The sequence below is a fragment of the Sorangium sp. So ce327 genome, assembly GCF_051530205.1.
Classification (GTDB): domain Bacteria; phylum Myxococcota_A; class Polyangia; order Polyangiales; family Polyangiaceae; genus Sorangium; species Sorangium cellulosum_B.
Genome location: NZ_CP150330.1, coordinates 8487956 through 8500872 on the forward strand (window position 1 = coordinate 8487956; position 12917 = coordinate 8500872).

12 protein-coding genes are annotated in these 12917 nt (G+C 69.2%); 11 read left to right on the forward strand and 1 reads right to left on the reverse strand.

Going from position 1 to position 12917, the window contains the following annotated elements; all coding sequences use genetic code 11:
* Window positions 1–120: 120 nt before the first annotated feature.
* Entirely contained in the window at window positions 121–1380 is a 1260-nt protein-coding gene (locus WME95_RS31610; RefSeq protein WP_437903065.1) for an eCIS core domain-containing protein, read from the reverse strand.
* A 435-nt stretch (window positions 1381–1815) separates the two neighbouring features.
* On the opposite strand from WME95_RS31610, the gene WME95_RS31615 reads away from it, so the two are divergent.
* The 11 genes from WME95_RS31615 to WME95_RS31665 all read left to right on the forward strand — a co-directional run bounded on the left by WME95_RS31615 (window position 1816) and on the right by WME95_RS31665 (window position 12901).
* A complete protein-coding gene (locus WME95_RS31615) occupies window positions 1816–2457 on the forward strand; it encodes a hypothetical protein (protein WP_437903066.1) in 642 nt (213 codons plus the stop codon).
* Window positions 2458–2524: 67 nt separating this feature from the next.
* Window positions 2525–2914 (forward strand): DUF4280 domain-containing protein, encoded by a 390-nt coding sequence (locus WME95_RS31620; RefSeq protein WP_437903067.1) that lies wholly within the window; start codon window positions 2525–2527, stop codon window positions 2912–2914.
* Window positions 2915–2916: 2 nt separating this feature from the next.
* Entirely contained in the window at window positions 2917–3924 is a 1008-nt protein-coding gene (locus WME95_RS31625) for a type VI secretion system protein IglI family protein (RefSeq protein WP_437903068.1), read from the forward strand.
* Window positions 3925–4073: 149 nt separating this feature from the next.
* Entirely contained in the window at window positions 4074–4853 is a 780-nt protein-coding gene (locus WME95_RS31630; RefSeq protein WP_437903069.1) for a hypothetical protein, read from the forward strand.
* A 129-nt stretch (window positions 4854–4982) separates the two neighbouring features.
* The gene (locus WME95_RS31635) at window positions 4983–6629 is read left to right on the forward strand and encodes a type VI secretion system contractile sheath small subunit (RefSeq protein WP_437903070.1); all 1647 of its coding nucleotides are present in this window, start codon (window positions 4983–4985) and stop codon (window positions 6627–6629) included.
* Window positions 6622–8313: a type VI secretion system contractile sheath large subunit gene (tssC, locus tag WME95_RS31640; protein ID WP_437903071.1), complete on the forward strand. Its 1692-nt coding sequence runs from the start codon at window positions 6622–6624 to the stop codon at window positions 8311–8313. Before WME95_RS31635 ends, tssC begins: the two co-directional genes overlap by 8 nt.
* A gap of 33 nt (window positions 8314–8346) precedes the next feature.
* Complete coding sequence (locus tag WME95_RS31645; protein WP_437903072.1) at window positions 8347–8916, forward strand: hypothetical protein; 570 nt, start codon at window positions 8347–8349, stop codon at window positions 8914–8916.
* 13 nt (window positions 8917–8929) lie between these two features.
* Window positions 8930–10291: a type VI secretion system baseplate subunit TssK gene (gene tssK / locus WME95_RS31650; protein ID WP_437903073.1), complete on the forward strand. Its 1362-nt coding sequence runs from the start codon at window positions 8930–8932 to the stop codon at window positions 10289–10291.
* Window positions 10292–10296: 5 nt separating this feature from the next.
* Window positions 10297–10683: a GPW/gp25 family protein gene (locus WME95_RS31655; RefSeq protein ID WP_437903074.1), complete on the forward strand. Its 387-nt coding sequence runs from the start codon at window positions 10297–10299 to the stop codon at window positions 10681–10683.
* Window positions 10680–12320: a hypothetical protein gene (locus WME95_RS31660; protein WP_437903075.1), complete on the forward strand. Its 1641-nt coding sequence runs from the start codon at window positions 10680–10682 to the stop codon at window positions 12318–12320. The genes WME95_RS31655 and WME95_RS31660 overlap by 4 nt, the downstream gene beginning before the upstream one ends.
* Before the next feature lie 2 nt (window positions 12321–12322).
* Window positions 12323–12901, forward strand: coding sequence for a hypothetical protein (locus WME95_RS31665; RefSeq protein WP_437903076.1), 579 nt, complete (start codon window positions 12323–12325; stop codon window positions 12899–12901).
* Window positions 12902–12917 lie beyond the last annotated feature (16 nt).

A 12917-nucleotide genomic window follows, 5' to 3' on the forward strand; every position in this document is an offset into this window, starting at 1 on the left:
GGCGGTCTCCCGCACAGGAGACGGGCCCAGATCGGCGTTTTCGGCGCGCAAGCGCACGCCGGTGCGCTGAGCACCGAAAACGTCGAGGTGGGCCCGTCTCCGAAGCGGGTGACCGCCGCTCTACCCGCGCGTTCCACGTCGCCCCTGGACCGTGGCCTCCAGCGCCTCGTACATCACCCGCGGCCTCGGCGCCGCCCCCCCCGCCGGCACCGGCACCCGCGCCGCCTTCATCACGTCCAGCGCGAACGTCGAGCACTGCTGACGGTCCGCGCTGTAACGATGCTTCCCCGCCTTGTACTCACCCACCTTCGCCATCGCCGCACGGGCCTGCTCCTGCGTGATCGCATAACTCTGCATCTTCACGCCCGGCTTGTCGAAGGCGCCCGCGTCATCGTGCACCACCCCCTCGACGCCGACCTGGAGGCGCCCCAGATCCCGGTTCGGGTCATAGCTGCCATAATGGGCCGGCGAAAAGCCGAACGCGTGGCGCTCGCCGCTCGGCTCCTCGATCGCGACGAAGCTGTGCCCCGCGAGCGCCTCCGGCAAACGCCCCTCGTGCATGTAAGCGCCCACCACGAGCTTGTAGCCGTTCTTCGACTGTGCGGTGCCCACCTTCCCCTGGATGCCGCCGGGCGCGCCGCCTCCCTGGCTCCCCGGCCCTCCCCCGAACGGCGGCGCCGCCGAGCCGGGCCCCGGATTCCCCTCCGCGACGGCCTTGCCATGCCTGTCCGCCTCGGCCTCCAGCTCGACGTCCTGCACAACGGCGACGCCGTCGCCGTACGGATTTGCGACCCGGCCCTCGCGCTGCTGGAGCACGTGCGTCAGCTCGTGACCGAGCAGCTCCTGGCCATACCGGGTGCTCGGCTGGTACTGCTCGGGCGCAAAGTAGATGTCCGACCCGAGCGTGAACGCGAGCGCGCCGATCGACGCCGCCTCGTTCCCTACGTGCACCCGCACGTCCGAGAAGTCGGCGCCAAAATAGCGCTCCATGCGGAGCTTCACGGAGGACGGCAGCGGCTGACCGGGGCCCGACTTCTCCAGAAACCCTTCGGGCGTCTGGAAGGCGTGCACATCGGCTTCCTTGCGCTGCGCCGCCCGCGCTGCCCCGAACGCCGGGCGCGGCTGCGCGACAGTCGCCGGGTGCGGAGGTCTCGGGGCGATCGCCGCCGTGCCGCGCGGCTGGGCCACGGTCGCCGGGTGAGGAGGGATGTCCGGGTGCGTCGCGGCGGCCCGAGGCTGGGCGGCGGCAGGATGCGGAGGCAGCGTCACGCGGGCGAAGCGCTGGACGGCGGTGCCCGAGGGGATGCGCCGCGCGGGGAAACACGCCTGCACCACGCGTGAGGCCGGGGTCGACGTGGTGGAGGAAGAGCGGGATCGCATGCCCGGGGAGAGACGGTATCATCCGGTGTGAGCGAGGAGCAAAGGAAGGGGGCAAAGGCAATCTTGCGCGCCGCCCGCGCGGCCGCGTACGCTCGTCGTCCCGCCCCGGAGAATCCAATGCCCGCCGCGCCCCCGCCGCCTGCGCACCCCGCCACCGTCGCTCGCGAGACCACCGTCCAGCCCAAGCTGGGCGAAGGACGCCCGCCGCACCCCGCCAGCGTGCAGCGCAAAGCCGCCGAGCCTCCGCAGAAAACCACGCGAACGTCGGGCCCCCACCCCGCCACGGTGCAGCGCAAGGCCGCCGAGCCTCCGCAGAAATCCACGCGCGCGTCGGGCCCTCACCCCGCCGCGGTGCAGCGCAAAACCGCCGAGCCTCCGCAGAAACCCACCCGAGCGCCGGGCCCCCACCCCGCCGCGGTCAAACGCGACGCCGCGGTGCAGCCCAAGACGGCGGCGACGTCGCGCGGTCCTCACGCCGCGACGGTGAAGCGCGCGGCGGCCGCGCAGCCGAAGAAGGCCGGCGCCGCGCGCGCGCCGCACCCCGCGCAGGTCGTGCAGCGGATGAAGCTCACGTCGAGCGCGGAGAGCACAGGTAAGGGCTGGAACAAGAACACCCTGCTCGACAACCTCGAGGCGACGCTCGGGAAGGACTGGGTTGCGTATGTCACGAAGGGGCTCGAGGCCATCGTGGTCTACGAGGGCCCTGGTCTGTACGATTCTACACAGAGGGTCGTCTTCATCGATGCCCGACAGACCGAGTCGGAAGCGACACAGCAGCTCGTCATGGAGCTGTCCAACCACCAGAACCGGGGCCTCCTCGCGGAGCTCGACAGCGCCGCGCAGAAGCTGACCCGCGAGGACTACATCGAGAAGGTCGAGCGGGTCGAGTTCGCCGGCGTGACCAACGTGATCCGGACCTACGACGCGGCCGTTCAGCTCGAGCTTGGCTGGGCCAAGGGCGGATGTGTCTACGGAAAGATGCGGGGCCTGTCCTTCGAGAAGTACTACACCCATGTCTCGCAGGAGCACCGCGAGCGCTACGGCAAGCGCTACGACAATCTGACCAAGAAGAAGTAGCTCCCGTCGAAAACTGGCCGCCCGCCCCTCGCAAGGGCAACCTCACGCTCTCGCGAGGAAGCTCTCCATGGCCGGTCCCCAGGTCGCCGCTGGCGCCACGATGATGTGCAGCTTCGGGCTCGCGCCGTCGACCCTCGCGGTCCTTCCCGTGAAGATGGTCATGGCCGGCGCTCCGGGGGCGAACATCGCCGACATGGCGCCGGCCATGAATGTCCCGCCCTTCGGGGCGTGCACGTCGCTCGCCAACCCCACGGTCGCGGCGGCGACGGCGGCGGCGCTCGGGGTGCTCACGCCCATGCCCTGCGTCCCGGTCCCCGCCGGGACGTGGTTGCCAGGAAATACCAAGGTGATGCTCAAGGGGCCGCCGGCGGTGGACGTGAGCTGCAAGCTGATGTGCGCCTGGGGCGGGGTGATCCAGGTGCTCAATCCCGGGCAATTCAAGGTGATCGACACATAACCATGCTGGACCTCGGCCTCGTTGAGAAGGCGCTCGCGGGCGACGGGAAGGACACGGACGACGCGCGGCTCTCGGCCGTGGAGTCGGCCGGCGCGTCGGATGCCCAGCTCGCCGCGGAGACGGCGCGCCTCGGGCTGGAGAAGGGCTCCACCGACGTGCGGCTGATCGCCGCGTACCTGCTCGGGGCGTTCGTCGAGCAGGGCCCCAAATCGCTGCCCGGCATCTTCGAGGCGCTGCGGGGGGCCGTCACCGCGCGGTGGCTCTCGCTCCGCCCGGAGGAGCGCAAGGCGCGCGTCGTCGACGGGACCCTGGCGCGGCTCTTCCGGTCGATCGTGAACCACGTCGACGCGCACGAGCAGATGCAAGACGCCACCTTCAAGGCGTGGATCCGCTCGGATCACGACGCGGTCGGCGGCCCGGCGCTGCGCGCCTCCTCGGCCCTGAGAGAGGCCCTGACGAGCGCGCTGGACGCGCCGCGGTGCACAGCGCCCCTGTCGGACCTGGACGCCCGGATCCGCGCCCATTTCGATCGCCACCCGGCGCCGCCGAAGCCAGCGCCGCGGCCCCTGCCCGAGCCGGAGCCGGAGGAGGCGACCGCCGAGGAGGCGACCGTCGAACCGGAGGAGCCCGCGCCGGCCCCGGAGGACGAGGGCCCCCGCCCGGCCGCCGCGCGCGGCGGGAGCACGCCCGGCGATGCGCCGGAGCTGGACCGCCGCACCATCCCCGTCTCTCCGGCGTTCGAGCTGCTCCTCCGGAAGCTCGAAGCGGTGCCCGCCTTGCTCTCGCGCGACGAGCCGGAGCGGGCAGCCGTCGTCGCCGACGACATCCGGCGGACGCTGAAGAGCTTCGATCCCAAGGTGTTTTTCCCGGATGTGTTCGTGCCCTACCTGCGGTTCCTGGCGGGGCACGTCGAGCAGCTCGCGCCGCACTGGGACGCCATGGGCAGCCCGCAATGGGAGGCGCTCGAGCAGCTCTACCAGGTGGACCCCGATCACTTCATGACGCCGTGAGCGCGCCTCTCCTTCCGCCTCGCCGCGTCCCGCCCCCGCCCCCGCGACGCCCCTCGCCGCCATCACCCCCGGCGTACCCCCCGCCGGGGCTGGAGGAGGCGCTCCAGAGGCGCGCGCGGCTCATCGAGCCGGCAACGCTGCTCCGGCTCGTGCAACGCTGCTGGCCGGGGAGGCCGATATGGATCCAGAGCAAGCGCTCGCACGCGCCGGAGCGCACCCCCGTCGAATCCCTCGAGATCCAGCCGGACAGGATCACCCTCACGCTCAACATCGGACTGCGCTCGAGCACATCGACGTTGCCCTCCTATTTCCGTGAGCTCGAGATCGACCCGAAGCGCGGTCCTGCGTTCGATGGGCTGATCGGGCGCATCGACGACGGGCTGCTCCGCGCGCGCCTGGAGGCGACGGACGCCGGGTCGAGCGCGTGGCTCGGCCAGGGCGGGCCCGAGACGCACCGAGGCATGCGCGCGATCGCGCGGCTCGCGACGCCTTCAGGGCTCTTCTGGCTGTTCTCACGGGTGTTCCCGGAGCTGCGAACGTCGGTCCGGCGAGGGATCGTGGGCGTGACCCTGACCGCGGACGAGGCGCGGCTCGGGTTCGCGATGCTGGGCTCCGCGATGCTGGGCGGCAGCGCCCCCGCGCCGATCGGCGGCTTCGACGTCGCGCTGCAGATCAGCCGGACGGACACGTGGACCGACGAAGACTGGCCTACCGAGATCGTGCGGCGGCTGGATCATCGGGTGTGGCCAGCGCTACGAGGCGCGGAGTGCCTGCTGCGCGTGTGGCTCGTGGACCCGCGGGGAGGAGCCATGCTGCGGCTCGGCGGAGGCCGAGTGGGCGTGGAGCCGCTCGTCCTCGCGCCGCGGCCGGGGGTGAGCCTCCTGTTCGAGGGGCCTGTGCCGCAAAGCACAGCGCCTGGAGCTCCCTAGTCCACCGCGCGGAGTTTTTGGCCCCATGCGGGGTCGTATGAAAAACTTTGTATATGGCGTGGAGGGGCGTCGCGGCCCCTGTGCCCGATGCGCCGCAGCGCACGCGATTGCGCGCCCGAGGAGAAGCTCGTGAGTAAAGATTTCCCCTATCCGTTCCCAGAGCGGTACCGTTCTCGCTTGATGCTGCACTACCGGACCCGGATCAGCGGGACCGAGGTGCGGAAAAAGCTCCCATTCCGGCTGCTCGTGCTCGGCGACTTCACCGGTCCTGACGCGCACGCGGAGCCGCAGAACGATCAGGGCGTGCCGAAGGACCCCAAGGCCGTGCAGACGGTCCCGGCCCTCGCGGCGCGGCCCATACGCTCGTTCCGGTTCGGAAAGGCGGGCGGGCGCGTCGACGACTTCATGGCGGAGCTCCTTCCGTATGTGAAGCTGCCGAAGGAGCTCGCGACCATCCTCCCGGGGCGCCTGAAGAACGTGAAGCTCACCGGAGCGCTCTCCGCCAGCACGCAAGCCGGCGAAGCGGTGGTGAAGCTCTCGGGCACCGCGACGTTCACGAGCAGCAAGAGCGACAACGGGCTGTGCGACGTCAGCGGCCCTGTGAACCTCTCGGCGGATGTGACGCTCGACCGCGCGGCCCTCCCGCCCTCCGTCGACATCAAGCTCCAGGGCGGCGGCAAGGTGCGCGGCTTGCTCACGATCCCGCTCAAGGACGAGCCGGTCGGCGTGGTCGCAGGTGTCGTGCGCGTCAGCAATCCCGTGAGCCTTCAGATCGGGATCTCTGACAACGACCCAGAGCAGATCGAGGCCACGCTGAACTCGCGGCCCGGCCCCCTCCCCGAGCGGCGCGAGCGCGCGAAGAGCGACGCCGAGGAGATCGTGAAGCAGTCGGGCGCTCTCACCACCGACGCGAAGCTACAGACAGGCAAGAGCGCGAGCCTGACGGCGCTGACCGTGGATAGCGCCGTGTTCGAGCCGTTCAAGTCGGTCCTGGACGAGGCCAAGAAGAACCTCGATGCGCTCCTGCCGGACGCGACGGCCGCCGCCGCCGCCTACACGGGCGCCGCCGCGCAGGTGGAGATCGTGCACCCGAAGGCGACAGCCGCCGCTGGCGCGGCCGTGGACGAGGCGACGACGAAGACGGCGGAGGCCACCGTCCGGCAGGCGCGGGTGGTGCTGGCAGCCGTCAAGCCCGTGGCGGATGCCGCCCAGAGCGCCATCGCGCTGGCCAAGAGCGCCTATGACGCCACCAAGGAGGCCCTCGACGCTGCGGCGAAGCTCGCCGCGGAGACCGACAAGGCGAAGCAGGTGGAGGGGATGGCCGAGGTCGCCCAGAAGGTCGATCTTGCGAGCGATCTGATCAAGACCTCCACCAAGCCGATCCAGGAGGCCAAGGGCAGAGCGGAGACGGAGAAGAAGGCTGTCGATGACATGGTCGCCAGCTTCGACAAGGACGCCGCCGCCAACACGAGCAGCAGCGCCAGCGCCGACCTGCCCACGTACGCCGAGCGCGTGTTGCCGTTCGACGCATGGTCCTCGTTCAGCCCGGATGAGATCGTGTCGAACGTGCCCGAGCTCAACCGCCTGCGCGTCATCCGCGAGCTGCTCCAGACCCTCCAGTCCGAGATCCGCAACGTGCCCGCCCTGCGTGACGCGCTCCGCTCGGCGCTGAGGGACAAGAAGGCAGAGCTCGAGGCGCTGAGCGGCGAGCTCCGGGGACAGTACGCGGAGCTCGTGATCGCCAACGCCAAGAGCGACGGAGTGAACCATGTTTAATTCCCCGCTACAGAAGACCCTCCTCGGCACGATCGGCGCGTCCGTCACCGATACGCTCGAGGCCGACGACCACCCGCTCAAGCTGGTCCGGCTCGATCCGCTCTCCGACACGGCCCTGGCCACCATCGCCGCGCCGGAGGACGCGAAGACACCGGCCAAGGTCGTCTTTCGCGACAGGGACGCCGACGTCAAGGACGGCGCGCAGCTCATGAACGCGCTCGCCGCGCTCCTCTTGAACGTCGAGATCGTCAGCGATCGCCCCAAGGCGGCGCGGGGCGCGGGCGAGAAGGTCAAGCTCCTGTCCGGCAAGGACTCGACCCTGAGCGATTTCTTCGGCACGATCGACCAGCTCCTCGGCGAGATCGACCAGAAGCTCGGGGAGAACCTCGACAAGGTGGTTCAGGGCCCTGCCTTCCGCGAGCTCGAGCGCAACTGGCGCGGGCTCGACGAGCTCTGCGACGAGGTCGAGCAAGAAGACATCTACATCGATTTCCTGGACGTGACGCGGGAGGAGCTCCGCGCGGATTTCGCGGATCACGACAGCGACATCTTCGGCAGCGCGCTCTTCCAGAAGGTGTACGTCGAGGAGTACGACCGCTACGGCGGCGAGCCCTTCGCGACGATGATCGGCCTCTACGAGTTCGAGAAGGTCACGAACGCGGCGGAGGACGTGAAGTGGCTGCGCACCATGTCGAAGATCGCCGCCGCCGCGCATTGCCCGTTCGTGTCCTCCGCGGGGCCGGGCTTCTTCGACAAGAAGAACATGCAGGAGGTCGCCGACATCGCCGACCTCGACGCCATCCTGTCGCGCTCCAAGTACGGCAAATGGGACGTGTTCCGGGACGAGGACTACGCGGCCTACATCGGGCTCACGGTGCCCCGGTACCTCGTGCGGGTGCCGTGGGGCTCCACGGGCGACGCAGAGACGGGCAACGCCGTCGAGTACGAGGAGACGGTGAAGCCCGGCGCGCGCGGCGACGACAACCACTTCCTCTGGGGAAACGCGGCCGTCCTCTTCGCGAAGAACCTCATCCGCTCGTACGCGCTGAGCGAGTGGGCGCAGCACATCCGCGGCCCCAAGGGCGGCGGCCTCGTCGCGGGGCTCACTGTGTTCTCCTACAAGCGCAAGGACGACCAGATCGTCTATGGCAAGCAGGCCAAGCAGCTCGAATCCAACGAGGAGTCCCTGCCGCCCGTGGAGATCGTGATCCCCGATTTTCGGGAGTTCCAGTTCTCCAGGAACGGTCTCATGGCGCTCGTGCACAAGAAGGGCGAGAGCGTCGCTACCTTCTTCAGCGCGCAGTCCGTCAAGAAGGGGAAGACCTTCCTCGAGGACGTCAACACGAAGAACGCTCAGCTCGTAACGAACCTGGCCTACACGTACTCGATCACGCAGATCGCCCATTACGTGAAGGCCATGGTGCGCGAGTACATCGGATCGACGGCCGACGCCGATTACATCCAGAAGACGCTGGCCGAGTGGCTGGGCGGCTTCGTCACGACGGTCGTCAACCCGGATGACCTGACGCTCCGCTATTACCCGTTCAAGGCCACCAGCGTGACCGTGGAGCCGAAGCCCGGTCCCTTCGGGTGGTACAAGACGGTCATCTCGATCCTGCCCCATCTCCAGTTCGAAGGGATGGACGTCGAGCTGCGGCTGGAAGCCAGCCTGGGCGGAAAGTAACGACCCGAGACCGCGTACAAAGGACGAGCCCCCATGCCGCAATACCGAAGGGTCCTGGATATCTACCAGGGCTACAACTACAAGAAAGACAAGCAGACGCCGGTTGGCTTCATCACGAAGATGAAGCTCGCCGGCACGGACCTCACGGCCGATCAGACCTGCAAGGACCCGACGAACCCGAAGAACGACCTCAAGGTCGTCGCCGTGCTGAGCGATGTCCTCTGGGAGACGGGCGTCACCGACGCCGTGTACTTCTCCGGGCAGATCTCGGTCACCAACCGGCAGAACGTCGCCGCGCTCGTCATCAACGACCTGACGAGCGTCGAGGTCGTGTACCAGTTCTCGGTGTACGACTACGATCCCGTCGCCAAGAAGTACTTCCTCGCGTTCCACAGCAACGCGACGGACATGAACGGGATCCTCGAGAAGCGGGGCGACGAGCTGAACGTCACCGTGGCGGACGACGCGTCGACCGAGGTGCAGTCGCCCATCAATTACGCCTTCCAGACGGGCGTCAAGCCGCAGCCGTCGGCCCAGACGCTCCACATCGCGACAGCCGATCAGAAGCCCGTCGCGAAGTCCTGGGGCCTCGCGGTCGGTTGACCTGGGAGCTGCCGTGGCGAGCCTCACGCGCATCGCCTGGCGTATAGGCCAGGTCCTCCGCCCCGAAGACTTCGAGGCGCTCGAAGAGGCCCTGGCCGAGGAGGCCCGCGCCCGGGGGGAGATCCCCGGGTTGCCCTCGTACGGCTGGCTCGCCCTCGCCTGGGACGCGGGCGAGCTCTCGCGCGGCGCGCTGCGCATCGACGAGGCCCAGGCGGCTCTCCCGAGCGGCAACCTCGTCCGGGGGGGAGACAACGTCGCTCTCCCGGAGCCCCTGAGCCTCAAGCAGGCCGGCAGGACGGCTGTGGACGTCCACTTCCAGGTGCTCTCGCCCGATCCACCCCTCGCCGAGCCGCGCCCGCAAGGCTCCGTGTCCGAGCGGCTCGTCCTGCGATCCCAGCTCGCGTTCGAGCCGGCGGCGCCGCGCGGGCGCTCTCTGCTCGTCGGTCGCTTCGAGACCCGGGACGGCAAATCGTTCCACGCCTCGCCGGACGTGGTGCCGCCCCTGCTCCGGCTGCGGGCGACACCCCATCTGTACGAGCCCCTCCTCCTGCTGCGCGACCGCCTCGTGCGGTACGACGACGACCTGGCGAAGCACGTGGCCGCGGCGCGGCGCTCGGCGGGCCCCGTGCAAGCGCTGCTGCGCGGCCGGGCGGAGGTGCGGAAGGCGCGGGCGTTGCTCGACGACGTCCTCCTGAAGCAGGAGAGCCCCGCGTTCGCGCGGTTGCACCCGCATCCGATCCTCCACGCCCTCCGTGAGCTGCTCCTGGAGGTCCACCTGCTCTCGGGCGAGCTTCCGGCGGATCCACTGCCGCTCTACGACCACGACAACCTCGGCGAGGTCTTCGGCGGGGTGATGGGCGCCCTCCTGGAGCAGATCGACAACCTGCCTCCGGCAGCGCCCACCCTGCCCTTCCGCGAGGAAGAGGGCCGCTTCGTCACGCCGGAGCTCCCGGACCACGTGCTCGACGCGGCGGAGCTGTACCTGATCATCGAGCGGCCAGCGCCGTCGGGCGAGGGGCCGATCCAGAAGTACAACATCCGCGTGGGGGAGCCGGGGCGCCTCCCGTGGCTGAGCCAGTACTCCACGCTGGGCATCCGCCCTGTGCTCTCGAGCTCCCCGCCCGCGGATTTCGGGCCTCGCGCGGATGTCTACGCGCTGCCGAAGCCCGGGAGGACCGCGGAGGAGAAAGAGGAATGGGCGCACGTGCGAAAGGCCCGCGCGATGGGCTTCGTGCGGACCAAGGAGATGGCCGGGATCCGGGCGGCGCTTTACTGGACGAACGCCGCCCCCCAGGCCGGTCGGGGCGGCGCCGGTGCCGGGGAAGGCCATGAAGCTGCCTCCGCAGGCAGCGCGACGAGGCCGGACCGGCGATGAGCTTCATGAGCAGGCTCGCCAGCGATCGATCCGAGTCCGTGCTCCACTCGGTCGCGCGGAACCTGACGGCCGTGCTCAATTCGAAGAAGGGGTATGCCGAGGCGTCCGAGGTCTTCGGGCTGGGTGATTACGACGAACACCTGGCAACGAAGCCGCTTCTCGAGGCGCTGACGCGCGAGATGCTGCAGAACGTGAAGGCGTTCGAGCCGCGCGCCGAGAGGCCGGAGCTCACGTTCCTCGGGCGGGAAGGCTCGCTCTTCGCCGCGTTCCGCCTGCGGTGCGAGATCGAAGGGCGCCCGGCCGCCTTCCGGATCCGGATGCAGACGATCCTGCGGTATGTCCAGGTGGAGCCGATCCCGGCGGGGCCGCCGGACGGAGGGGCCGCGCGATGAGGGACCGGCTCTCCGTCTCGGTGACCCTGACCGCTGGCGGCACGGAGCACACAATCCCTGGCGGGAATGTGCGCGCGGTGAGCCTGCGCCTCACCCCCTGGGGCGCCGAGGGGACCGTCGAGCTCGTGATCCAGGACGACAAGACCCGCGGCGGCGAGTACGAGGACAAGCTGTTCGCCGATTTCCAGAAGCCGGACCTGGCGGAGATCGCCCTGTCGGTGAAGGCTGTGCGGTCAGACGCCGAGAAGAGCCCGACGATCCCGTCGATCGAGACCCGCGGCCTCGTCGTCGAGCGCCTGGTGACGGAGAAGATGTTCGACCGCGGCTTCGCCGAGCGGCCGGTGCTCTACCGGCGCTACCGGGTGCGGTTCCTCGACGCGGCGCGCGCGCTGTGGGGCCAGCATCACCCGACCTCGCTGCACGCCCAGCAATCGTTCCAGGACGTGCTCGACGCGAACAAGGGCGACAAGATCACGCTCAGCTACGACTGGGACACGCTCTCCAAGGCGGTCCCGATGGTCTTCTTCCACCTCGACCCGGAGCGGGGGGCGAGCTTCTACGATCTGCTGATCTGGTACGTGGAGCGCGCTGGGGGCGTCTTCACGTTCGACCACGACAAGGGCACGTACAAGCTCGCAAAGACCAAGGACACGAGCGGCACGGCCGCGGCGCTGCCCCGCGACGACGTGGGCGACGTCACCTGGGCGATCGGCGAGCCCGCGCGGTACGCGCCGCGGGTGCGGAACGTGGCGGCGGATTCGCCGAAGCTCTCGCCGATCACGAACGCGGACGCGGCGACAGGCATCTTCCGCGACACGGCCCTGTGCACCGACGTGGCGCAGGACGTCGACGACCGAAATGCGCTGGAGACGAGCCGGGCGCGCGCGCCGCAGACGCAGCTCCTGCTCTCGTTCGAGCGCTCGCCGACGGTGCCTGTCTCTCCGGGCAGCCTCGTGACGGTCTCGTCGAGCGGGGGGTTCAGCAGCTCGCTGCGCGCCGCGGCGGGGCCGCTGCGGGTGGTGGAGCTCTCCCTCGCGGCCACGGCGCTCGATCAAGGCCCGGACCGCGATTACGGGGACGCCGCCACGGGGTTCGATCTGGCGTTGTCGGTTCGCCTGGAGGACAAGGCCGACCCGTTCGTGCACCTGCCGCCCTTCGCGGCGCCGCACTTCCCCGGATACCTCGAGGGAAAGGCCCTGAGCGAGGTCGGCGAGGACACCGACGTCACCTACCAGGTGTACCAGAACGCCGACACGTCGATCGACGAGTACAAGGTCGAGATCCCGGCCTTCGAGAACAAGCAGATCCAGGCGCCTTACCTGTCGACGCAGGCGACGGGCACCTTCTATGTGCCTGTCTACAAGCACGCCAAGGTGCGCGTCGCGTGCTTCTTCGACAGGGCGGAGATCGTCCGCGTGCTCGATCACCGGCCTGGCGCGAAGGTGGCGCAGGACGGACAGGGGCAGCACCTCCTCTTCGGGAAATCCGACAAAAGCCAGACCTCGGTGCTCCACGACTACCAGGATGACAAGCCCGTCCTGCGCGTGCTCCGCACCAACGACAAGGACACGGTGCTGCTCAAGCTGGAAGAGGGCATGCTGACGCTCAAGGTGGAAGAGACCAAGGGAGGCTCCTGACCTTGGGCACGAAGGTCTGCACCGTGGTGATGGCGAAGGACGGCGGCGTGACCGTCACGGTGGACAACGCCGACGACAAGATCACCCAGACCATCGCCATGGATGGCACCTCGATCACGATCACGGTGAAGGGCTCGGACGCCACGAGCACGATCACGCAGACGGCCGAGAAGGTGGCCATCTCGTGCAAGCAGTTCGAGGTCACCGCCTCGGAGACCATCACGATGACCTCGACCAAGGCGTCGACCTACAAGAGCGACGACACGCTCGATCTCAAGAGCGCCAAGGACATGACCCTGGCGTCGGACAAGGACGTCTCGATCTCCGGGACGAACGTGAAGGCGACCGGCAGCACCAAGGTGTCCCTCTCCGGGGGCGGGCAGAGCACGCTCGATCTCTCGTCGTCCGCCGCCAAGCTCGCGTCGCTCGAGGTGGACGCCTCGGGGACGAGCAAGGTGTCCGTGAAGGGCGCCATGGTGGAGGTGAAGGCCGACGCGACGCTCAGCGCCGAGTCGACAGGGATCGCCACGCTCAAGGGCAGCATGACGAACGTGCAAGGCAACCTGGTCAACCTGGGATGAGCGACGTGAGGAGAGC

Excerpts from the sequence above, each read along its gene's own strand:
- WME95_RS31645 (WP_437903072.1), top strand. The coding sequence starts at position 8,347 with ATGCCGCAATACCGAAGGGTCCTGGATATCTACCAGGGCTACAACTAC.
- WME95_RS31610 (WP_437903065.1), bottom strand. The coding sequence starts at position 1,380 with ATGCGATCCCGCTCTTCCTCCACCACGTCGACCCCGGCCTCACGCGTG.
- WME95_RS31625 (WP_437903068.1), top strand. The coding sequence starts at position 2,917 with ATGCTGGACCTCGGCCTCGTTGAGAAGGCGCTCGCGGGCGACGGGAAG.
- tssC (WP_437903071.1), top strand. The coding sequence starts at position 6,622 with ATGTTTAATTCCCCGCTACAGAAGACCCTCCTCGGCACGATCGGCGCG.
- WME95_RS31655 (WP_437903074.1), top strand. The coding sequence starts at position 10,297 with ATGAGCAGGCTCGCCAGCGATCGATCCGAGTCCGTGCTCCACTCGGTC.
- WME95_RS31620 (WP_437903067.1), top strand. The coding sequence starts at position 2,525 with ATGGCCGGTCCCCAGGTCGCCGCTGGCGCCACGATGATGTGCAGCTTC.
- WME95_RS31660 (WP_437903075.1), top strand. The coding sequence starts at position 10,680 with ATGAGGGACCGGCTCTCCGTCTCGGTGACCCTGACCGCTGGCGGCACG.